The following is a 21,560-nucleotide window of genomic DNA, read 5'->3' as shown; positions in this document are numbered from 1 at the left end:
TTCTGAAGCTTTAATTGTATAATATTTAAATTATCAGAAAGGAATACAAAGGCAATGAAAAGAATATCAATATTGGGGTCAACAGGTTCTATAGGAACTCAAACATTAGATGTAGTGAGAAAAAATAAAGATAAGTTTGAAGTAGTAGCTATATCTGCAAATAGTAGCATAAATTTATTATTAGAACAAATAACTGAATTTAAACCAAAGTATGTTGCTGTATATGATGAAGATAGTGCTAAAGCATTAAAAAATATGATACCAAGCGATATAGATATAAAAGTTTTAAGTGGAATGGAAGGCTTGGTACAAATATCATCTTTAGATGAAATAGATGTACTTTTAACTGCTATAGTAGGTATGATAGGTTTAGTGCCTACTCTTGAAGCAATAAAAAAAGGCAAGACTATAGCACTTGCAAACAAAGAAACTTTAGTTACAGCAGGTCAATTAGTAATGGAAGAGGCGAAGAAAAGAAATGTAGATATACTTCCTGTAGATAGTGAACATAGTGCTATATTTCAATGCTTAAATGGGGAAAATAACAAAGAAATAGATAGTATAATTTTAACTGCATCAGGAGGACCATTTAGAGGTAAATCTAAGCAAGAACTAGAACATGTAACTAAAAATGAAGCATTAAAACATCCGAATTGGAGTATGGGAAGAAAAATCAGCATAGACTCATCAACACTTATGAATAAGGGATTAGAAGTTATAGAAGCTAAATGGTTATTTAATGTAGAACCGGATAAAATAGATGTAGTGGTTCACCCTCAAAGTATAATACATTCTATGGTTCAGTTTGTAGATAGTTCTATAATTGCTCAGATGGGATGCCCTGATATGAAATTACCTATACAGTATGCTCTAACATATCCAAATAGACTACTTAATGATTTTGAAAGATTAGATTTTTCTAAACTAAGCAGCTTAACATTTGAAAAGCCAGATTTAAATACATTCCCATGCTTGAAACTAGCTTATGATAGTTTAAAAATGGGAGGTACATACTGTGCAGTATTAAATGCGGCAAATGAAGTTTTAGTAAATGAATTTTTAGAAGATAAAATTAAGTTTTACGATATTCCTAAGTATATTGAAAAAACGTTAGAAGCACATAAAAGTATAGAAAAACCGACATTAGAAGAGATATTACATATAGACAATTGGAGCCGTGAGTTTGTAAAACAGTGTATAAAATAGGATGGTGAAAATATGAATATAATAACTATATTAATAGCTATTTTAGCTTTTGGTGTGATAGTTTTTATTCATGAACTTGGGCACTTTTTATTTGCAAAAAAGCAGGTGTTAGAATTCATGAATTTGCTATTGGTATGGGACCGAAAATATATAGCTTTAAAAAAGGTGAAACAGTATATAGTATAAGACTACTTCCTCTTGGAGGATATGTTGCTATGGAAGGTGAAGATGGAGACTCACATGACCCAAGAGCATTTGGAAATAAGAGTATACTTCAAAGAGCAAGTATATTATTTGCAGGGCCATTTTTTAATATAATTCTGACAGCTGTAATTTTAGCAGGTATATACATGTATCAAGGAATGCCAAGCACAACATTAAAAGAGGTTATAGACGGAAGTGTTGCTCAAAAAGCTGGGATTCAAGCTGGAGATACTGTAACTGAAATCAATGGTAATAATATAAAAAATTGGAATGAATTAAGTAAAAACATTCAAGATTCCAAGGGAAAAGAATTAAAATTAACTATTGATAGAAATGGAAAAGAAAAACAAATAGAGGTTACTCCAGAGCCTAAAGAGGGTAACTACTTAATAGGTATATATCCAGAAAATAAAAAAGATATTCTGGGATCATTTGGAATGGCTATAAAATCAACTATAGCTATGTTAGGTCAAATGATTGGATTTTTAGGCAAATTAATAACAGGAAACTTACCAGGTGGATTAGAGGGTTCAGTTGCAGGACCAATAGGTGTAATAAGCATAGTTGCAGATGCTACAAAAGTAGGTGTAATGAATGTGTTATATTTAGCAGCTGTAATAAGTTTAAACTTAGGAGTATTAAATCTACTTCCTATACCAGCTCTTGATGGAGGAAGATTATTCTTCTTATTTATAGAGTTTTTAAGAGGTGGGAAAAAGATAGATCCAGAAAAAGAAGGTATGGTAAATCTAATTGGATTTGGAGCATTAATGGTGTTTATGTTATTTGTAACATATAAAGACATAGTTAGATTAGTTGGAATGTAGCAACGTTTTACTAGAAAGTGAAGGTGAGATTATGAGTTACGAAAGAAGACTTAGTAGAGAAGTTAGTGTAGGAAGTTTAAAGATAGGTGGGAATAATCCTATATCTATACAATCTATGACAAATACAGATACAAGAGATGCAAAAGCTACAATAGAGCAAATTAAAAGATTAGAAGAAGTTGGATGTGATGTAGTTAGAGTTGCTGTGCCAGATATGGAAGCTGCTAAAAATATAGGTGAAATTAAGAAAAATGTAAATATACCTGTGATTGCAGATATACATTTTGACCATAGATTAGCTTTAGAGGCTATTGACCAAGGGGTTGATGGAGTTAGAATTAACCCAGGAAATATAGGTAGTATAGAGAAAGTTAAGATGGTTGTAAATAAATGTAAAGAAAAAAATCTTAAAATAAGAATAGGTGTAAATGGAGGTTCATTAGAAAAAGAACTTCTAGAAAAGTATGGATCTGCTACAGCTGAAGCTCTTGTAGAAAGTGCTCTTGGGCATGTTAAAATACTTGAAGATTTAGATTTTTGCAATATTGTTATATCGCTTAAATCATCTGATATTTACAAAACTATAGAGGCATATGAACTTATATCTAAAAAAGTTGATTACCCTCTTCATATAGGGATAACAGAATCAGGAAGTGTAAAAAAAGGAACTATAAAATCCTCTATAGGAGTAGGTGCTCTTTTATTAAAAGGAATAGGAGATACGATAAGAATATCTCTGACAGGAGACCCTACAGAAGAAGTTATAGTAGGAAAAGAGATACTTAGAAGCTTGGATTTACTAAATGATAAAATAAAGGTTATATCTTGCCCAACATGTGGAAGATGTAATATAGATCTTATAAGTGTAGTAAATGAAGTTGAAGAAAAAATCAATAAAGTAGATAAGGATATGACTGTTGCTATAATGGGATGTGCAGTTAACGGTCCTGGAGAAGCTAAAGAAGCAGATATAGGAATTGCAGGAGGAAAAGGGGAAGGATTATTATTTAAAAAAGGTGAAATAATCAGAAAAATAAAGGGCGATAACTTAGTTGAAGAGCTTTTGAATGAGATAGATAAATTTAATAAATAATAAAAAGTTAAGTTGATACATTATGTTTCAACTTAACTTTTTTTACAAAAATTAATTGGAATATTATGTTACAATAATGGAGAAGTTAATTAATAATGTAAATTTAATTTCTATTTAAGGAGAGTTCAAAATGGGAGATAATAAATCAACAATAATTCAAAGTTCATTGGGATCTGTTTTCACAGTGTTTAGTGAAGAAGAGCTAAAGCAAATTACTGATAGTAGTAGAAAGATTGCTATTTCAGGTAAAATAAATAACCCCGGAATTATAGAAGTTCCGGAAAGTGCAACACTTAAGGATATTATAGATTTAGCTGGAGGAATAATAAAAAATAGGGATTTTAAAGCAGCTCAATTGGGAATTCCATTTGGAGGTTTTTTAACAGAAGATAGTTTAGAGAAAGAACTAGACTTTAGTTTATTTAACTCAGAATGTAGTAGAACTATAATAATTCTTTCTCAAGAAGACTGTATAGTTCAGTATGCTAAATTCTACATAGATTTCTTAATGGGAAGAATGAAAGATGATAAATTTAAAAAATATGCAAAAGTTAAAAATGAAATAATGGAAATGTGGAAGATATTAGATAGAATTAGTAAAGGAAGATCTAATATGAGAGATGTTTTCATATTAAGAGAACTTGCAAATGAAGTAAAAGATACTTTAAATCAAAAGCACAATATAATGCAAGAAATAATAGATAAATTTTATGAGGAAATAGAAGAGCATATAGAAGATGAAAAATGCTATACAGCTCAATGTAATAATCTTATTAAGCTTACTATAACTGGTAAATGTATAGGATGCGGGGCATGCAAAAGGGCTTGTCCTGTTGATTGTATAATAGGAGAAAGAAAAGAACAACATTATATTGACTACAATAGGTGTACTCATTGTGGCCAATGTATAGCATCATGCCCAGTTGATGCTATAACTGCTGGGGATAATACTCTTAAATTTTTAAGAGATTTAGCTACTCCTAACAAAATTGTAATTACTCAAATGGCACCAGCTATAAGGGTAGCTATAGGAGAAGCATTTGGATTTGAACCAGGAACAAATGTTGAGAAAAAAATTGCTGCGGCACTTAGAAAGTTAGGTGTAGACTATGTATTTGATACTACTTGGGCAGCAGACCTTACAATAATGGAAGAGGCAGCGGAACTACAAGAAAGATTAGAAAAACACTTTGCAGGGGATAAAGATGTTAAGCTTCCGATACTTACATCTTGTTGTCCTGCTTGGGTTAAATTTATAGAACAAAACTACGGAGATATGTTAGATGTTCCATCAAGTGCAAAATCTCCAATGCAGATGTTTGCTACAGTTGCTAAAGACTTGTGGGCTAAAGAAGAAAAAGGACTTAGTAGAGATGAAGTAACATCTGTAGCTATAATGCCATGTATAGCTAAGAAGTATGAGGCATCAAGACATGAGTTTTCAAGAGGGCTAAACTATGATGTAGATTATGTTATAACGACTAGAGAGCTTATAAAAATATTTGAAGACTCAGGAATAGATTTAAAAGAAATTGAGGATCAAGAAATAGATCAAGTTTTAGGTGAATATACAGGCGCTGGAATAATATTTGGAAGAACTGGTGGTGTAATTGAAGCTGCAACTAGAACAGCAATAGAAAACATGACTGGCAAAAAGTTAGAAAATGTAGAATTTACTTGCTTAAGAGGATGGGATTCATTTAGAGCATGCGATTTAGAAGTAGATGGAATAAAACTTAGAATAGGAGTTGCATATGGGTTAAAGGAAGCCGGGAAAATGCTAGATAAAATAAGAGCAAAAGAAGAATTTTTCCATGCAATAGAGATAATGGCATGTCCAGGTGGCTGTGTAGGTGGCGGAGGTCAACCTAAAGCTAAAAAAAGAATTGAAAGTATAGAAAAAAGAGCAGAGGGATTAAATAACATAGATAAATCATCTGATTTAAGAGTATCAAAGGAAAACCCAGCGGTACAAGCTATTTATGATAAGTACTTAGGTAAACCATTGAGTCATAAAGCACATGAACTCCTTCATACAAAGTACTTTGTCAAAGTAAAAAAATAAATATTTCATTTAGATAAATAAAAATTGATTTTATAGGGATAATATGAATGTAGTCTGTTGGAAGGAGAATTTTTATGCGTAATATTAAAATATTATCAATGATTTGTATTATAATTGGTAATGTTTTATTAGGTGGATGTAGTTTTTATAAAAATACTAATCATAATTTAAACAATAATGAAAGTGCTAATCAAAATGGATTAAGCATTTTTGAATATAATGAGCAATTTACTAGTTCATATAAAAAATATATAGAACCTCTATATATAGAAGAATTTGATAATGCTGAGAAGTTTTTGGAAAATCAAGAACTAACAAGTAATACAGACTATCTTGATGAATACAAAAATTTACTAGTAATATGTGAAAGGCATATATCAGGATTTAAGAAAGATATGAATAATTTGGTAATGCAAGATTTAAAACTCACTGATATGAATAATGATTTAGTAGAAAATAGCAATAGTTTAATAACTGAAATAAATAGTAAGATAAATGCTTTGGAATCCATCCCCAGCGAAAAACATTCTTTAGATTCAGAGAACTTTATAGATTATATAGAATCAAATTTTCAAATATCTGAAATAATTACGGAGAAGTTTGGAAATTCTATAAAAAGTATAAAAAGTTATTTAAATATAGAATTAAACAAATAAACTTGGAGGTAAATCATGAAATATTCAAAACTTGTAATGCTAGGATTAATAGGAGTACTTACTTTCGGTGCTGTAGGATGTACAAATAAAACAGCTGAAAAACAGAAGAAAAAAAGCAACACAATCAACAACTGAAAATATAGACAACATGTATAAAGATATGACTTTAGAAAATTACAAAACAGAGTTTGGAAAGATGTATCAAACTAATATGGCTAGATTAGACAACTACAATGGTTATGAGCAAATAAGAGTAGATGAAGCTACAAAAGATTACCCAGGAAATGAAAAATATGTAGCAGATTTAAAGAAAAATTATGAAGAAAGCAAGAAACAAGTCGATGAATTTACAACATCACTAAAAAAAGTTGATACTAAAGATCCTAAAGTAAAAGAAATGAATGATAAATTAATATCTGAATCAGAAAAATTAAGTAAAGAATTAAATACTAGAATTAAAAAATTAGGTGAAATACCAAGTGATTTAATGTCTAAATCAGAAGTTGAATTTAGACAAGGACTAAGTGATACATTAAAAGTTGATGAAAATGTAAAATCAGATTTCAATAAATTTATGAATGATACAAAAGAATTCTTTGGAATAAAAACTAAATAGAGAAAAAAATAAAAAAAGGCTTTATAAGCCTTTTTTATTTTTATTTGATAAATAAAATCTAAAGTGTTAAAACATTTATCCGTATCATAATTACAAATAAATTAAAAATTAAGGGGTAAGGAGATACGTTTATGAGAAACTGGAAAATAAGTAAAAAATTAATTATATCTTTTGGTATTTTATTAATTATTACAGCATGTGCAAATTTTTATGCTATAAATAACCTGAAAAAATCAGAAAAGCTAAGTAATCAGTTATTTGAAGGACCTTATAAATCAACAAATCAAACTATGAAAATTCGTAGGGATTTAGTTTCTATTGGTAGGAATATGGGAAATGCAATGATAGAAAAAAGCCCAGAATATTATGGGAAGATAGTACGAGAAGACTTTGATAGCGTTGAGGAAAATATAAAGTTGCTTAGAAGTTCATTTGATGGAGATAAAAAGTTAATAGATGACATTGAATCATCTATTGTAAATTTAGGGAACAATTTGAAATAGTTCAATCTGCTATGGAAAGAGGGGACTACGATGGAGCTATAAAAATAACTGAAAAAAATACACCATACTGGGAAGTTTATAACAAGTGTGTTGAAACAGCAACAGCTCTTAATGAAAAGGCAGAGGCTAGAGGAATAGAATTTAATAAAGAAGTAAAAGAAATTTCTTCAAAAGCTACTGCGATATCAATAGCTAGTAGTGTTTTTGCTATAGGGGTAGGGATAATAATATGTATATACATAACAAGAAGTTTAAAGAAACCTATAGAAGAACTTGAAATAGCTGCTAATAAAATGGCTAGTGGAGATTTTGATATTTCTGTAAGTTATGAATCGAAAGATGAACTTGGAACTTTATCAAGTAGTATGGATAAAATGAGTAGAGAAATAAAAGAAATTATAACTGACACAGTTAGAGTTTTAGGAGATGTAGCATCAGGGAACTTTAACACAGAGACAAATGCAAATTATATAGGGGTTTTTAAATATATTGAAAACTCTATAAATAAAATAACAATTGATTTAAGTGAGACAATGGAACAGATAAATACAGCAGCTGAAGAAGTAGGAGCTGCATCCGATCAAGTTGCTAGTGGGTCTCAAATGTTATCACAAGGAGCAACAGAGCAAGCAAGTGCAATCGAAGAATTATCTTCTACTATAAATGAAATATCTGAAAAGATAAAAGGAACTTCAGAAAATGCAAAGCAAGCTAATTCGTTAACTTTAAATGCAGCAAAACAAGTTCAAGAAGGTAATGAGCAAATGAAAGAAATGATCAAAGCAATGGAAGATATAACATTTACATCAAATGAAATAGGAAGAATAATAAAGACAATAGATGATATAGCATTCCAAACTAATATATTAGCATTAAATGCAGCAGTGGAAGCAGCAAGAGCAGGAGAAGCTGGTAAAGGATTTGCAGTAGTTGCAGATGAAGTAAGAAATCTTGCAGCAAAATCAGCAGAAGCAGCAAAGAATACAGCTACATTAATTGAAAATTCAATAGATGCAGTAGAGAATGGAACAAAAATTGTAGACAATACGGCAGAGTCACTTCAGAAAATAATAAGTACAACTAATAGAACTACTGCTTTAGTAAATGATATAGCAAAAGCATCAGAGGATGAATCAAACTCTATAAATCAAGTAACATTAGGTGTAGATCAAATTTCGCAAGTTGTACAAACAAACTCAGCAACATCAGAAGAAAGTGCAGCAGCAAGTGAAGAGTTAAATGGACAAGCTCAAATGTTAAAATCACTTATAGATAACTTTAACTTGAAAGGTATAAACAGATCAAATAATAATATAAATTTTAATGAAGATGAAGAAAATGAATTAGCATTTAATAATTATTAATTACAAAATAAAAAAGAAGCTTTAAAGCTTCTTTTTTTATTTTTGTAATTAAATAGTATTTGTAGATATAGTTATTAGTTTAAATTAAAAAGTTATTTAATAAAAAGATTTTAATATTTAATAGAGCTAATTTCTGACAATTAAACTCTAAAGCATGTATATATTTATCCGTATAAAGATAGAGCAAATTATTTTGATTTGTAATATCAGCAAAGTTAAAGCAAGGAGGGTTATGTATGAAAAATTTAAAAATAGGTAAAAAATTAAGTTTGTCTTTTATTGTGGTGTTATTAGTTACGGTAGCTGCAAATCTTTATTCTATATCAAACTTAAAAAAAGCTGAAGAACTAAATGATGATTTATTTAAAGGACCATATATGGTTACAAGTGAGAGTATGGGAATTCGTAGAGACTTGGTTTCTATAGGTAGAAATATAGGGAATTCAATTTTGAGAGAACAACCAGTGGAGTATAGAAAGACAATTTTAGAAGATTTTGATAGTGTGAATAAAAGAATTGATTTAATTGAAAAGTCTTTTTCAGGTGAAGAAAGTGAAATTATAAAAAAGAGCCAAACATCAATTGCTAATTTAAGAAGTTCAATTAACAATTTAAAAAATGAATATGAACAAGTTTATGCCCTTTTAGAAAAAAAGGATTACAAACACGCTGAAGAAATAACGGCACAAAATACAAAATATTGGGATATATATAGTTCTTGTGTAGATCAATCTGTAAATTTATATGAAAATGCAGAAACATTAGGAACTCAATTTAATCAAAGTGTAAAAGAAACATCATCAACTTCAAGATCGATATCTATAACATTAAATATTATTTCGGTAATCATAGGTGTAGTTATATGTGTGTATATAACAAGAAGTTTAAAAAAACCTATAGAAGAACTTGAAGTAGCTGCTAATAAAATGGCTAGTGGAAATTTTGATATTGATGTTAATTATGAATCAGAGGATGAATTAGGATCTTTATCAAGAAGTATGATTAAAATGAGTAACGAAATAAAGGATATTATAGAAGATACAGTTAGAGTTTTAGGTGAAGTTGCATCAGGAAACTTTAATGCAGAGACAAATGCAGAATATATAGGAGTTTTTAAATATATTGAGAACTCTATAAACAAAATAACAACTGATTTAAGTGAAACAATGGAGCAAATAAATATAGCCTCTGAAGAAGTTGGAGCTGCATCAGATCAGGTTGCAAGTGGATCTCAAATGTTATCACAAGGGGCAACAGAACAAGCAAGTGCAATTGAAGAGTTATCTTCAACTATTTCTGAGATATCTGAAAAGATTAAAGGCACATCTGAAAATGCTAAGCAGGCTAATTCATTATCTTTAAATGCCGCAAAACAAGTTCAAGAAGGTAATAACCAAATGAAAGAAATGGTTAAAGCAATGGAGGATATAACATTTGCATCAACTGAAATAGGAAGAATAATAAAAACAATAGATGATATAGCCTTCCAAACCAATATATTAGCATTAAATGCAGCAGTAGAGGCAGCAAGAGCAGGAGAAGCAGGGAAAGGATTTGCAGTAGTTGCAGATGAAGTAAGAAATCTTGCAGCAAAATCAGCAGAGGCAGCAAAAAATACATCTACATTGATTGAAAATTCAATAGAAGCAGTAGCAAATGGAACGAAAATTGTAGACAATACAGCAGAGTCCCTTGAAAAATAATAAATACAGCAAATAGAACAGCTAAATTAGTAAATGATATAGCAAAAGCGTCTGAAGAAGAAGCTAATTCAATATCTCAAGTTACATTAGGTGTTGAACAAATTTCTGAGGTTGTACAGACAAACTCAGCAACATCAGAGGAAAGTGCAGCAGCAAGTGAAGAATTAAATGGACAAGCGCAAATGTTGAAATCTTTAATAGAGAACTTTAAGATAAAGAACGAAAATAAGTTTAAGAATAATATAAGTTTTGGTAGTGATGAAGGACAAAGAGTAGGTTCAAATTAATATGAAAAATTAAATATTATTAATAAATTTTTATAAAAAATAGAAGCTTTAAAGCTTCTATTTTTATGAATAGAAAAATTAATTTCAAAGTGAAAAAAATTTTATTTATATAATTATATTCTAAGTATACATGGATTTATCCGTATAAAAAATAAGATAAACTGTTTTATTAAATGAACTAATTTTATTTAACTTTATTCAAAATGAAGTACGGGGGAGGCATACACATGAAGGATTTAAAAATAGGTAAAAAGCTAGGTATCTGTTTTGTAATTTTATTATTGCTTACAACAGTTTCAAATTTATATACATTGTATAATTTGAAAGAAGCAGGGAGAGTAAGCCATGAGTTATTTGAAGGACCATATGAATTAAATACTGATGCCATGGGAATACGTAGAGATTTAGTTGGAATTTCAAGAAGAATTAACGGTGGATTTGCAGATAATGAGCATGTAGAAACAAGAAAGTTAGTTTTGGCAGAGTTTGATAGCCTTGAAAAGAGAATTCAAGATATAAGAAGTGGGCCAGAAAAAGCTATAGAAAATAAAAAAATTAGCCAATATCTTGATAGCATCGAGGAATATGAAAAGCAATTAAAGCAAGAGTATGAAAAGATATATAATGCAACTCAACAACCAAATTTTAAAGGTCCTATGACTGAAATAGATCTTACTGGATACGCACAAGTGTTTACTGCATGTACAGAAACGGCAGAAAATCTTTATAAAGAGGCAGAAAAATAGGAGCTGATTTTGATAAAGATGTATCTGCGTCAGTAAAAACTTCACAAATTATATCAACGACATTAAATGTAATTAGTATAGCATCAGGAGTTATTATATGTATTTACATTACAAGAAGTTTGAAAAAACCAATTGAGGAATTAGAAGTAGCTGCTAACAAAATGGCTGTTGGAGATTTTGATATTGATTTAAATTATGAGTCAAAAGATGAATTAGGAGTTTTATCAAATAGCATGACTCAAATGAGTAATAAAATAAAAGATATTATAGAAGATACTGTTAGAGTTTTAGGGGATGTTTCATCGGGAAATTTCAATACAGATACTAATGCTGAATATATAGGAGTTTTTAAATACATTGAAAAATCTATAAATAGAATAACAAATGATTTAAGCGAAACGATGGAACAAATAAACATAGCATCTGAGGAGGTAGGAGCTGCATCTGATCAAGTTGCTAGTGGATCTCAAATGTTATCACAAGGGGCAACAGAACAAGCAAGTGCAATTGAAGAATTATCTTCTACTATAAATGAAATTTCTGAAAAATAAAAGGAACTGCAGAAAATGCAAAAAAAGCTAATTCATTAACTTTAAATGCAGCTAATCAAGTTAAAGATGGTAATGAGCAAATGAAAGAAATGGTTAAAGCAATGGAAGATATATCATTTACATCTAATGAAATTGGAAGAATTATAAAAACAATAGATGATATAGCATTCCAAACTAATATATTAGCATTAAATGCAGCAGTAGAAGCTGCAAGAGCAGGAGAAGCTGGCAAAGGATTTGCAGTAGTTGCAGATGAAGTAAGAAATCTTGCAGCAAAATCAGCAGAAGCAGCAAAGAATACATCTACATTAATTGAAAATTCAATAGAAGCAGTAGAAAATGGAACAAAAATTGTAGATAATACAGCTCAGTCGCTTCAAAAGATAATAAATACAACTAGCAAAACTACTGCACTAGTTAATGATATAGCAAAAGCATCTGAAGATGAGGCTAATTCAATTGCTCAGGTTACATTAGGAGTAGATCAAATTTCTGAAGTTGTACAGACAAATTCAGCAACATCAGAAGAAAGTGCAGCAGCAAGTGAAGAATTAAGTGGGCAAGCTCAAATGCTAAAATCACTTATAGACAAGTTTGTTTTAAAAGATTCAAATAAAAATATAGATTTTGATAAAAACGAAGTAAATTATTTTGCTACGAATGATTAAAAATTTAAAAGTTTAACTAATAAAGGAGACAGAGTATGAGCGGAATGGATTCTTTAAATGAATTTTATGTTCATGAGAATATGCAATTATTAGAACAATTAGAAGAAATTCTACTTGTTGGGCAATCTGATACAGGAAAATTAGGAAAAGAAGCAATTGAAGAAATTTTCCGTGCAATGCATACTATTAAAGGGTCTTCGGCTATGATGGGATATGACAGTTTAACTAAGCTTACACATAGCATAGAAGACGTTTTTGATGAAATAAGAAATGGAAGAGAACTTTCTAATAATAAGTGGGAAGAACTAGTTGATGTAGTTTTGGTAAGTATAGATTTTTTAAAGGAAGAAATATTAAATGTTCAGGATGGGTTACTTCCAGAAGCTAGTATAGATGAACTACTTGAGAGAGTAGCTGGTTTATTAAAAGAAGAATCTGAAAATGAAGAAAAAGACCTAGAACAAGGTAGCGAGTTAGAGGAACAAATTGAGATAAAAATGCCTAAGGATGGAGAAAAACAGTTTTATGCTAAAGTTTCATTTGAAGATGGATGCGGTATGGAGGGCATTAGAGCTTTAGGCGTACTTGCTATGATTGAAAGTAAGTGCTCATTTATAAAAACAATACCAGAAAATTTAGAAGTTGAATGTGATAATGAAATAATAAGTGATGGCTTTAGAATATATTTAAGTACACAAGAAGAAAAAGAGTCAATAGAGCAATGTATCCAAGAAACTATGTTTTTAGAGAATTTAGAAATACAAGAGGTTACAGATACAGCTGAATTAGAAAGTATATTTAATATAAGTTCTTCAGTTGAAGAAAAACTTGAGGAAGAGATAGCTATAACAGTAGAAGAAGAAAAAGATGTTATTTCTGAAGTAAAAGCTGATGAAATAAAAGAAGAAGTAGTTATTGAAGAAAATATTAAACATATTGAAGAAGAGAAAAATGAAAAAGTAAGTGAAGAAAATAAAGCTACAAAAAGGATTTAAAACAAGAAGAAAACCAACATCACACACATAGTAAGAATAACTACCTAAGTGTAAATATAAGTAAAATTGATATGCTAATGAACTTAGTAGGAGAGATTGTAACAACTGAATCTATGGTAGAAAAACAATCTCAATTAGAAGATTTCAATCGTGATAATTTTGAAAAGCAAGCTAGAAGATTACATCAATTAACAACTGAATTACAAGATGTAGTTATGTCTATGAGAATGGTTCCTATATCTTCAACTTTTACAAAAATGCAAAGAGTTGTAAGAGATATGAGTAGAAAGACTGGTAAATCAGTAGAATTAAAATTAGTGGGAGATCAAACAGAAGTTGATAAAAATATTCTTGAGAATATATCTGATCCATTAATGCACATGATTAGAAATAGTATGGACCATGGAATAGAAACTCCAGAAGAACGCCAACAAACTTCAAAGCCAGAAAAAGCAACTATATTATTAGAGGCTAAAAACACTGGTGGAGATGTAGTTATAATAATAAAAGATGACGGTAGAGGTTTAAATAAAGAAGCAATCGTTAAAAAAGCTATAGAAAAAGGAATTACAAGTAAAAGCATAGATGAAATTAGTGATAAAGAAGCTTATAATTTTATATTAGCACCTGGATTCTCTACAAAGGAAGCTGTAAGTGAGTACTCTGGTAGAGGGGTTGGAATGGATGTTGTATATACTAATATAAGACAGTTAAGAGGTTCAATAGCTATTGATAGTGAAAAAGGACAAGGTACAAATATAGTAATTAGAATTCCTTTAACTTTAGCAATTGTTGATGGAATGAAAGTTAGGGTAGGTGATGAAATATATATAATACCATCACTTAACATAAAAGAAGTATTTAGACAAGGTGCCTATGAGATAGTTAAAAATCCAAATGGAGAAGAACATAGCATAATAAGAGGAAATTGTTATGAAATTAGAAGACTATCAAATATATTAGGAATAGATACTCAAAAAAATGACAATGGAATTATGATTTTAGTTGAATCTGAGATAGGTAATGTTTGTATAATTGTCGATGGAATAATTGGACAACAACAAGTGGTAATAAAACCTATACCAGAACTATTAACACAATTTGAAAAAATTCAATCATATATGTCTGGATGTTCTATATTAGAGGATGGATCTATTAGCTTGATAATTGATGCAAATGCAATTATCAGTGAGTAATCAAAATGTATCAAACTAAAGTATAGAAGACATCTTAAATACTCAGAAGGAGAGACGTTATATGGAAGTAAACAAAAATAAAAGTTCTAATAATTGATGACTCTAGTATATTTCGTCGTGTTATAGCTAAGTATCTTCAAGAATTTTCAGAGTTAGAGATCGTAGGAACAGCTAAAGATCCTTATGAAGCTAGAGATAAAATAATTGAACTAAGACCAGATGTATTGACATTAGACATTGAGATGCCAGGTATGAGCGGTATTGAGTTTTTAAAGATTTTGATGGAACAATGCCCAATACCAACTATTGTTATAAGTGGTGCAGATGATAGATGCTTTGAGGCAATAAATGCAGGAGCTGTTGGGTTTGTAGAAAAACCAGACTCAAGAGGAATGAACAATTTTGCAAACGAGTTAGCGAGTAAAATAAAAGAGGCATCTGTAGCTAAACTAGTTAAAGACAATTATTCAAGGAATAATTTAAATAAACCTAATACTGTTGCAAATAAAAAAGTGTAATAAAAAATATAAGAACTAAATCTAATACAGATATAATTGCTATTGGAGCCTCTATGGGAGGAGTAGAAGCTGTTGGAAAACTTTTAAAACAGTTACCAGTTGGCTTACCAGGAATAGTAATAACACAACATATGCCACCTGTATTTACTCAAAGATATGCAGAGAGGTTAAACAAAGAGTGTATTATAAATGTATGTGAAGGTAAAGATGGGCAAGAAATTTTAAGCGGACATGCATATATAGCTCCAGGAGCATTACAAATGGGAGTTGAAAAAAGAAACAATAAATATGTATTAGAAATTAAAGAGGGGGAAAAAGTCAGTGGACACTGCCCTTCAGTAGATTACTTGTTTCAATCAGTAGCAAAAGCTTCTAAGAAAAATACTATAGGTGTTATTTTAACCGGAATGGGATCTGATGGAGCTAAGGGACTACTTGATATAAAGAATGCAGGCGGATATACATTAGGACAAAATAGGCATTCATGTGTTGTTTATGGAATGCCTATGGCAGCAAAGAATATTGGAGCTGTCTTGAAAGAAACTTCTTTAGATATGATACCAAATGCAATATTAAATCAATTAAAAAGATCAGAATCTACGATAAGAGATAAAGAGTAGATGGAAAGTAGGTATATATGAACTTTGAATGTGATAAATTAAATGTATTTCGAGAAATTAGTAATATAGGATCAGGAAATGCATCTACTTCATTAGGTATGATGCTGAATGAGATTGTAGATATAGGAATTCCAAAGAGTGATTTAATCAGTTTTTCTGATATAACTAATAGTTATGATTCTCCAGAAGAGCTAGTTGTAGGAACTGTTTTACAATTATCAGGAGATATGGAAGGATTTATTCTAGTTATAATGAAACTTGATTCTGCAATTAATCTATTATCAAAAGTAACTGGAAACAACTTAGAGTTTGACAAAGAAGACTATGATTTAGTACGTAAGGAATTAAGTTCAATAGGAGAAATTTGCAATATATTATGTGGTACATATTTGACAGCAATTTCAGATATGACTAGCTTAAGCATTGATCCTTCTATTCCATATTTTAGTGTAGATATGGTAAGAGCAATTATGAATTTACCGATATCTCTATATGGGCCAGTTTCAGATTCGATACTATGTATAGAGACTGACTTCTTTACAACCGATAACAATATAGAAGGTAAATATTATTTTATTCCTAAAGTTGAGTCATGTGAAAAATTACTATCCTCACTAGGTTTTGCTTGTTAGGAGAACAGTTAATGAAAATTATAACAGTAGGAATAGCAGAATCTAACATTGTAAGAGCACCAGAAAAGATAATGACTGTTGGACTTGGGTCATGTTGTGGCGTAGTTTTGTATGATGAAATAAATAAGATTGCAGGATTAGTACATATTTTGCTTCCAGATTCAAAAGTTGACAAAAAGATGGATAATAAATCGAAGTATGCAGATAGTGGAATTTATTTATTATATGATCAAATGATAAAATCCGGGGCTAACAAAAGACTTATAAGAGCTAAGTTAGCTGGTGGAGCTCATATGTTTAATTTTAAAAACTCTGGTAGTAGTATTTTTACTATTGGAGAAAAAAATGTAAAATCATGCAAAGAGACATTAGCTAAGTTGAATATTTCTATTGTTTCTGAAGATGTATTAGGTTCTTGTGGAAGGACTATTGTCTTTGATACTCTTACAAATAAGCTAACTATTAAGAGTGTTGGAAAACGCGAAAAAGTTATTTAAAAGGAGGGTGTATTATTTGTGAATGCAAATGATGAAATAATAGAGGGTAAAATAGATGATTTATACATGGTGTTTATTATAAATGGTCAAAAATATGCATTATCATCAAATTACATTATAGAAATTATTGAGGTATTGCCAATAACAAAGGTTCCTTTTCTACCTGAATATATGAAGGGAATTATAAATTTAAGAAGTAATATTATACCTGTTATGGATGCTAGGATGAGATTTGATATAGAACCTATAGACTATAATGAAAGAACGTGTATAATTATAATAGAGAATAATATGGAAAAAATTGGACTAATTGTTGACGCAGTAAATGAAGTTATTACTATTTTGCCTAATCAAATTATGAAAATGAACTCAAGTAAAGAAGACTACAAACAAAACTTTATAAAAGGTGTTAGTGAAATTAATGATGATGTTCAAATGATATTAGACTGCGATTCTTTAGTGAAAATTATAGAGGATGTTAACGATGGAACTAACTAATCAAGATTTTTTACGATTAAAAAATTATATGTATAATAACTATGGAATAAACTTAGAAAACAAAAGAACATTAATAGAAACTAGATTATTATTAATGGTAAAAAAACTAGGATTTACGGATTTTAAAAGTTATATAGATAATCTAATGAAAGATAGTACAGGAGAACAAGCATCAACACTTGTAGAGAAGCTTACTACAAATTTTACATATTTTATGAGAGAAGAGCAACATTATGATTTTTTAAAAATGAAATACTGATGCCTAGCTTAAAAAGACCTCATGCTGGTGGAATTAAAATTTGGTCAGCCGCATCATCTACAGGAGAAGAGCCTTATTGTATTGCTATGTTAGTATCATCTATACTTGGAAAAAGTTCAAAATTTAAAGTTAGTATAACTGCATCAGATATTTCTGATAATGTATTAAAACAAGCAAAGGCTGGAATTTATTCAGAAGATAAAATATCAAAATTGCCAGCTGCATGGAAAAAAAGCTTTTTTAAAAAAGTAAGTGAAAAAAACTATATGATTGATGATAATGTAAAACAGTTAATTGATTTTAAATATTTTAATTTAAATAATAGTTTAGGTTGGGAAAAATGTAAATACGATGTTATTTTTTGTAGAAATGTAATGATATATTTTGATACACCTACAAAACAAAGATTAATAAAAAGATTATATGATTCACTTAAACCTGGAGGGTATTTGATTATAGGTATGTCAGAAAATTTATCTAACCTGCAAACCGATTTTCAAAGAGTAAAACCGTCAGTATATAGAAAATATAAAATAAAAAGATAATAATTGACATAAATGGAGGAAGAAATTATGAAAAGAGTATTAATAGTTGATGATGCAGCATTTATGCGTATGTCTATACGTACTATGCTTCAAAATTATGATTTTGAAATAGTAGGAGAAGCGGAAAATGGAGTAATGGCTATTGAAAAATACCAAGAATTACAACCAGACATAGTAACATTAGATATAACTATGCCGGAAATGGATGGTTTACAAGCATTAAGAGAAATTAAAAAAATTGATCCAGCAGCTTCCGTAGTAATGGTTTCAGCATTAGGTCAAGAAGCTAGAATGAAAGAAGCTATAATATATGGAGCAAAAGGATTTATAGTAAAGCCATTTAAAGAGGAAATCATAGTATCAGCTTTATCTAAGTTATAAAATTAAAATATAAGAGGTTATTTTATATTATCCAAAGATTTATTTATAGTCTTAAAGTATGAAAAACTGTATATGACTTTTTAAAGCAATGAAATTTATAGAGGAGATAAAGATAGATTATGAGCCAAGGAATTGTTGTATATGACTTTAAAAAGCCGCAAAGATATTCTACAGGAAATATGAGATTCTTATCTATAATAGAAGAAGAATTTTGTAAGAATATAAATTTATTTGTAGCTTATGAATTAAAAAGACCTAATATAGTGTGTAAATTAGAAAAAATAGAACAAACAAACTACGAAGAGTTTATGAACATGATTTCTAATGACTCAGTAATTATTGAACATTCAATACAGCCACTAATTCAAGGTCTTATATATCAAATTGATAAGAGTGTTGCGCTTACATTTGTAGATTTAATACTTGGAGGAGATGGGGTCTTCAGTGATTACAATAGAGAGTTAACAGAAGTAGACAGAGAGTTAATATCTTATATAGGTAGTAAGTTTTTAACTAAAATGCATATATTTGAAGGTTGTGATCATAGGGATGTTTCTAATGTTTATACAAATGTAGGTTCTAGTAAAAAATATCCAGTTAGTGAGTCAGTATTGATATCTCACATGAGAATGATGGATGGAAATAAAGAAGTAGGTAGAATGTCTTTCTGCAACCCATACAGTTGTATGGAGCCTGTATTAGATCAATTAGAACCAAAAAGACTTTTCAAAAGTAAAAATATTGAATATGATTTTGAGTTCACAAATGCTATTTACAATAAAATTTGTGGAACAAGTGCAGAAATGGTTGCAGTATTAGGTAGAACTGAAATAAGTGTAGAAGAGTTATTAGATTTAAAGCTTGGAGATGTTATAACTCTAGATACTAAAATAGATGGAGATATAGACCTTAATGTAGGAGGAGCAAGATCTTTTAAATGTAAACCAGGTCTTATTAAAAATAAGCGTGGTGTTATTATAACAGATAGTGTAAAAAAGGAAGTGTAATCATATGAGTGAAAATTTTGAAAGAGTATTAGATATAGAGCTTAAAGTAAGTGCGGTGCTTGGAAGAACTAAAATAGCATTAAAAGATATATTTGAGTTATCAAAAGGATCTTTAATTGAGCTAGATACATTTGAAGGACAAGAAGTTGAAATCAATGTAAATGGTAGAAAAATTGGTTATGGGCAAGTTGTAATTGTAGATGAAAATTTCGGAGTTAGAATAACTCGCATATTAGGTGAAGAAGAATTGGTAAAGACTATAGGATAATATAAAAGGCAGATAATAATTTATCTGCCTTTTTTATTTTAGTTATTTTGTTGTGTATTATTGTCTACGTTGTTATTTTGGTTTTCAACTAGATTTTCACTTGAATTATTATTTAAATCTACGTTTTCATTGTTATTAACTTCATTAGAATTAGATTGTTCTGTATTTTCATTTGGAGAACTTGTTTCAGTTGTATTATTGTTATTACTATTTTCTGAGTTGTTAGAATCTCCATTGAATAATCCTGTAAACCAATGCCATACCTTACCAAAGAACCCTTCAACTTGCTCACTAGAAGGTAAATTTATAGCATCTTTGTTAGTAGCATCTATGTGTGCATTTTCACCAAGCAAACTATCATTTGTATTTTCTAGTATACCTAGATTTTCATCTTTAGAACCTGTTAATCCAGCAAACCAATCTCCAATTCCAGTAAACCATCCTTTAACGGTATCTAATATACCTGAATTGTTTACACTTTCACCTAAATCTTTTAAATTTTCATTTACAGTATCTGATACGCTATTTAAGGCATCTTTCATTTTACCGTAGTCATAATCTTGTTTAGAAATTTTAAGCATTAAATCTTCTAATTGTTTTTGTTGTTCAGGTGATAATGTTACATTATAATTATTAGTAATATTATTTATTGTATCTGCGATTTGAACTGTATCGCTAGTATTATTCTTAATAACTTGTGTTTTTACATCATTAACTATTCCTGTAGCTTTATCTTGACCTATATCTTGGCCTAAGTCTCCAGTTACAACTAGTTCTTCTGTAGCTATTTCCTTCTTGTTTTCATCTAGAGGCTTACCAGTAGCATCCTCATAGGCCTTCATTACACCAGTAAGGGCTCCTGTTCCACTTACAGGGAAATTAGCAGCTATTACACAGTTAGCATCAGTTATACCTAAACTAGCAAGTGTACTAGCTATCATAGCTGAAGTAACCCACGTAATATTTGCTGTTTTTACGTTTATTCCACTTCCTGCCTTAGTAGGTTCAACATAAGCACAAGAATAAGTTTTAGTTCCTATTTGAGCTTCAGGTGCTATACCTTGTAAATACTTTCTTTCTTCTTGATTATTTACTTCAAGTACAACTGCATCATTTTGATTTACACCAAAGTATTTTAGCATAGTTTGCTTTTGCTCAGAGCTTAAGTTAGCTCCTAAAGTAACAACTCTTGAAGAATCTGCGAATACTAAACTAAAACTTCCTAATATAACAGTACAACATATAATAATTGACGTAACTCTCTTTTTTAAACTCATAATTAATCTCCTTTAAAATAATTTAAACAGATACTAATATAATAAAGCATTTTGTAAATTTTGACGATTACAAAATTATAACATTTTTAGAGTTCTTACTCAAATATTATATATGCATCTAACGAATGATTAATTAACAAAATAAAAAACATATATATTTTAAAAGCAAAAAAGAAGAAAAAATTCCTTCCAAAGGGCTTATCTTAATTAATATAGAAAAATCGAATATAATGCAAATTTCGACATTGATTTTAAATAAAATAATATATGATAATAGTTAGATAAAAATATTAGATTGGATTAAGTAACTTGGAGAGAAATAATATATAGTTCGAATTACTTTATAATTTGATTAAAATAAATATGAAATTGGGTGAG

24 protein-coding genes and 2 pseudogenes are annotated in these 21,560 nt (G+C 29.5%); 25 read left to right on the top strand and 1 reads right to left on the bottom strand.

The genetic code is table 11. From position 1 onward, the window contains the following. The first annotated feature begins 54 nt into the window (after positions 1 to 54). From LEQ07_RS10055 to fliN, 25 genes and pseudogenes are all read left to right on the top strand, one after another. On the top strand, positions 55 to 1,206 hold the full coding sequence (locus tag LEQ07_RS10055) for a 1-deoxy-D-xylulose-5-phosphate reductoisomerase (RefSeq protein ID WP_021429534.1): 1,152 nt from the start codon (positions 55 to 57) through the stop codon (positions 1,204 to 1,206). Between the two features lie 12 nt (positions 1,207 to 1,218). Continuing rightward, a pseudogene (rseP, locus tag LEQ07_RS10050) lies at positions 1,219 to 2,237 on the top strand (RIP metalloprotease RseP). Between the two features lie 31 nt (positions 2,238 to 2,268). After that, positions 2,269 to 3,330 carry a flavodoxin-dependent (E)-4-hydroxy-3-methylbut-2-enyl-diphosphate synthase gene (ispG, locus tag LEQ07_RS10045; protein ID WP_021433569.1) on the top strand — a complete coding sequence of 354 codons (1,062 nt, stop codon included), beginning with the start codon at positions 2,269 to 2,271 and terminating at the stop codon, positions 3,328 to 3,330. A gap of 130 nt (positions 3,331 to 3,460) precedes the next feature. After that, positions 3,461 to 5,395 carry a [FeFe] hydrogenase, group A gene (locus LEQ07_RS10040; RefSeq protein ID WP_263330542.1) on the top strand — a complete coding sequence of 645 codons (1,935 nt, stop codon included), beginning with the start codon at positions 3,461 to 3,463 and terminating at the stop codon, positions 5,393 to 5,395. Positions 5,396 to 5,469: 74 nt separating this feature from the next. Further along, the gene (locus tag LEQ07_RS10035; protein ID WP_263330541.1) at positions 5,470 to 6,051 is read left to right on the top strand and encodes a hypothetical protein; all 582 of its coding nucleotides are present in this window, start codon (positions 5,470 to 5,472) and stop codon (positions 6,049 to 6,051) included. A 148-nt stretch (positions 6,052 to 6,199) separates the two neighbouring features. Then, positions 6,200 to 6,667 (top strand): hypothetical protein, encoded by a 468-nt coding sequence (locus LEQ07_RS10030; RefSeq protein WP_263330536.1) that lies wholly within the window; start codon positions 6,200 to 6,202, stop codon positions 6,665 to 6,667. 131 nt (positions 6,668 to 6,798) lie between these two features. After that, entirely contained in the window at positions 6,799 to 7,170 is a 372-nt protein-coding gene (locus LEQ07_RS10025; protein ID WP_263330534.1) for a CHASE3 domain-containing protein, read from the top strand. Positions 7,171 to 7,181: 11 nt separating this feature from the next. Next, positions 7,182 to 8,534 (top strand): methyl-accepting chemotaxis protein, encoded by a 1,353-nt coding sequence (locus tag LEQ07_RS10020; RefSeq protein WP_263330531.1) that lies wholly within the window; start codon positions 7,182 to 7,184, stop codon positions 8,532 to 8,534. 236 nt (positions 8,535 to 8,770) lie between these two features. Next, positions 8,771 to 10,237, top strand: coding sequence for a HAMP domain-containing methyl-accepting chemotaxis protein (locus tag LEQ07_RS10015; protein ID WP_263330529.1), 1,467 nt, complete (start codon positions 8,771 to 8,773; stop codon positions 10,235 to 10,237). Positions 10,238 to 10,751: 514 nt separating this feature from the next. Further along, entirely contained in the window at positions 10,752 to 11,270 is a 519-nt protein-coding gene (locus LEQ07_RS10010; RefSeq protein WP_263330528.1) for a hypothetical protein, read from the top strand. 119 nt (positions 11,271 to 11,389) lie between these two features. Next, on the top strand, positions 11,390 to 11,821 hold the full coding sequence (locus LEQ07_RS10005) for a HAMP domain-containing protein (RefSeq protein ID WP_263330526.1): 432 nt from the start codon (positions 11,390 to 11,392) through the stop codon (positions 11,819 to 11,821). Positions 11,822 to 11,901: 80 nt separating this feature from the next. Continuing rightward, positions 11,902 to 12,489: a methyl-accepting chemotaxis protein gene (locus tag LEQ07_RS10000; protein ID WP_263330525.1), complete on the top strand. Its 588-nt coding sequence runs from the start codon at positions 11,902 to 11,904 to the stop codon at positions 12,487 to 12,489. A 35-nt stretch (positions 12,490 to 12,524) separates the two neighbouring features. Continuing rightward, positions 12,525 to 13,484, top strand: coding sequence for an Hpt domain-containing protein (locus tag LEQ07_RS09995; protein WP_263330523.1), 960 nt, complete (start codon positions 12,525 to 12,527; stop codon positions 13,482 to 13,484). 53 nt (positions 13,485 to 13,537) lie between these two features. After that, positions 13,538 to 13,696, top strand: a pseudogene (locus LEQ07_RS09990) (hypothetical protein); the annotation flags it as partial. Between the two features lie 3 nt (positions 13,697 to 13,699). After that, the gene (locus tag LEQ07_RS09985) at positions 13,700 to 14,680 is read left to right on the top strand and encodes a chemotaxis protein CheA (RefSeq protein WP_317852061.1); all 981 of its coding nucleotides are present in this window, start codon (positions 13,700 to 13,702) and stop codon (positions 14,678 to 14,680) included. Between the two features lie 77 nt (positions 14,681 to 14,757). Then, positions 14,758 to 15,198 (top strand): response regulator, encoded by a 441-nt coding sequence (locus LEQ07_RS20125; protein ID WP_317852060.1) that lies wholly within the window; start codon positions 14,758 to 14,760, stop codon positions 15,196 to 15,198. After that, on the top strand, positions 15,198 to 15,818 hold the full coding sequence (locus LEQ07_RS20120) for a CheB methylesterase domain-containing protein (protein ID WP_332843088.1): 621 nt from the start codon (positions 15,198 to 15,200) through the stop codon (positions 15,816 to 15,818). The genes LEQ07_RS20125 and LEQ07_RS20120 overlap by 1 nt, the downstream gene beginning before the upstream one ends. A gap of 17 nt (positions 15,819 to 15,835) precedes the next feature. Then, positions 15,836 to 16,450, top strand: coding sequence for a chemotaxis protein CheC (locus LEQ07_RS09975; protein WP_046823586.1), 615 nt, complete (start codon positions 15,836 to 15,838; stop codon positions 16,448 to 16,450). A gap of 11 nt (positions 16,451 to 16,461) precedes the next feature. Continuing rightward, positions 16,462 to 16,947 (top strand): chemotaxis protein CheD, encoded by a 486-nt coding sequence (locus tag LEQ07_RS09970; protein WP_046823587.1) that lies wholly within the window; start codon positions 16,462 to 16,464, stop codon positions 16,945 to 16,947. Positions 16,948 to 16,965: 18 nt separating this feature from the next. After that, a complete protein-coding gene (locus LEQ07_RS09965) occupies positions 16,966 to 17,445 on the top strand; it encodes a chemotaxis protein CheW (protein ID WP_263330519.1) in 480 nt (159 codons plus the stop codon). Next, on the top strand, positions 17,432 to 17,704 hold the full coding sequence (locus tag LEQ07_RS09960; RefSeq protein ID WP_261813409.1) for a hypothetical protein: 273 nt from the start codon (positions 17,432 to 17,434) through the stop codon (positions 17,702 to 17,704). Before LEQ07_RS09965 ends, LEQ07_RS09960 begins: the two co-directional genes overlap by 14 nt. Next, complete coding sequence (locus LEQ07_RS09955) at positions 17,704 to 18,249, top strand: CheR family methyltransferase (protein WP_263330517.1); 546 nt, start codon at positions 17,704 to 17,706, stop codon at positions 18,247 to 18,249. Before LEQ07_RS09960 ends, LEQ07_RS09955 begins: the two co-directional genes overlap by 1 nt. 27 nt (positions 18,250 to 18,276) lie before the next feature. After that, entirely contained in the window at positions 18,277 to 18,630 is a 354-nt protein-coding gene (locus LEQ07_RS09950; RefSeq protein ID WP_021429429.1) for a response regulator, read from the top strand. Between the two features lie 119 nt (positions 18,631 to 18,749). Further along, positions 18,750 to 19,637 carry a flagellar motor switch protein FliM gene (locus LEQ07_RS09945; RefSeq protein WP_046823589.1) on the top strand — a complete coding sequence of 296 codons (888 nt, stop codon included), beginning with the start codon at positions 18,750 to 18,752 and terminating at the stop codon, positions 19,635 to 19,637. A gap of 4 nt (positions 19,638 to 19,641) precedes the next feature. Then, on the top strand, positions 19,642 to 19,905 hold the full coding sequence (gene fliN / locus LEQ07_RS09940; protein ID WP_052952065.1) for a flagellar motor switch protein FliN: 264 nt from the start codon (positions 19,642 to 19,644) through the stop codon (positions 19,903 to 19,905). A gap of 38 nt (positions 19,906 to 19,943) precedes the next feature. Here the strand turns inward: fliN and LEQ07_RS09935 are convergent, their stop codons facing one another. Next, on the bottom strand, positions 19,944 to 21,182 hold the full coding sequence (locus LEQ07_RS09935) for a DUF1002 domain-containing protein (RefSeq protein ID WP_263330515.1): 1,239 nt from the start codon (positions 21,180 to 21,182) through the stop codon (positions 19,944 to 19,946). Between the last annotated feature and the right edge of the window lie 378 nt (positions 21,183 to 21,560).

The organism is Paraclostridium sp. AKS73 (assembly GCF_025671395.1).
Taxonomy (GTDB): Bacteria; Bacillota; Clostridia; order Peptostreptococcales; family Peptostreptococcaceae; genus Paraclostridium; species Paraclostridium benzoelyticum.
Note: the sequence above shows the minus strand (reverse complement) of the source record. Positions and strands in the feature narration are given on the sequence as shown.

Coding starts and splice junctions, on each gene's coding strand:
- LEQ07_RS10025 (WP_263330534.1), top strand. CDS start 6,799: ATGAGAAACTGGAAAATAAGTAAAAAATTAATTATATCTTTTGGTATT.
- LEQ07_RS09955 (WP_263330517.1), top strand. CDS start 17,704: ATGCCTAGCTTAAAAAGACCTCATGCTGGTGGAATTAAAATTTGGTCA.
- LEQ07_RS10040 (WP_263330542.1), top strand. CDS start 3,461: ATGGGAGATAATAAATCAACAATAATTCAAAGTTCATTGGGATCTGTT.
- LEQ07_RS09995 (WP_263330523.1), top strand. CDS start 12,525: ATGAGCGGAATGGATTCTTTAAATGAATTTTATGTTCATGAGAATATG.
- LEQ07_RS10030 (WP_263330536.1), top strand. CDS start 6,200: ATGTATAAAGATATGACTTTAGAAAATTACAAAACAGAGTTTGGAAAG.
- fliN (WP_052952065.1), top strand. CDS start 19,642: ATGAGTGAAAATTTTGAAAGAGTATTAGATATAGAGCTTAAAGTAAGT.
- LEQ07_RS10035 (WP_263330541.1), top strand. CDS start 5,470: ATGCGTAATATTAAAATATTATCAATGATTTGTATTATAATTGGTAAT.
- LEQ07_RS10055 (WP_021429534.1), top strand. CDS start 55: ATGAAAAGAATATCAATATTGGGGTCAACAGGTTCTATAGGAACTCAA.
- LEQ07_RS10000 (WP_263330525.1), top strand. CDS start 11,902: ATGAAAGAAATGGTTAAAGCAATGGAAGATATATCATTTACATCTAAT.
- LEQ07_RS09975 (WP_046823586.1), top strand. CDS start 15,836: ATGAACTTTGAATGTGATAAATTAAATGTATTTCGAGAAATTAGTAAT.
- LEQ07_RS09935 (WP_263330515.1), bottom strand. CDS start 21,182: ATGAGTTTAAAAAAGAGAGTTACGTCAATTATTATATGTTGTACTGTT.
- LEQ07_RS09960 (WP_261813409.1), top strand. CDS start 17,432: ATGGAACTAACTAATCAAGATTTTTTACGATTAAAAAATTATATGTAT.
- LEQ07_RS10020 (WP_263330531.1), top strand. CDS start 7,182: ATGGAAAGAGGGGACTACGATGGAGCTATAAAAATAACTGAAAAAAAT.
- LEQ07_RS09945 (WP_046823589.1), top strand. CDS start 18,750: ATGAGCCAAGGAATTGTTGTATATGACTTTAAAAAGCCGCAAAGATAT.
- LEQ07_RS10015 (WP_263330529.1), top strand. CDS start 8,771: ATGAAAAATTTAAAAATAGGTAAAAAATTAAGTTTGTCTTTTATTGTG.
- LEQ07_RS09950 (WP_021429429.1), top strand. CDS start 18,277: ATGAAAAGAGTATTAATAGTTGATGATGCAGCATTTATGCGTATGTCT.
- LEQ07_RS10010 (WP_263330528.1), top strand. CDS start 10,752: ATGAAGGATTTAAAAATAGGTAAAAAGCTAGGTATCTGTTTTGTAATT.
- LEQ07_RS09970 (WP_046823587.1), top strand. CDS start 16,462: ATGAAAATTATAACAGTAGGAATAGCAGAATCTAACATTGTAAGAGCA.
- ispG (WP_021433569.1), top strand. CDS start 2,269: ATGAGTTACGAAAGAAGACTTAGTAGAGAAGTTAGTGTAGGAAGTTTA.
- LEQ07_RS09985 (WP_317852061.1), top strand. CDS start 13,700: ATGTCTATGAGAATGGTTCCTATATCTTCAACTTTTACAAAAATGCAA.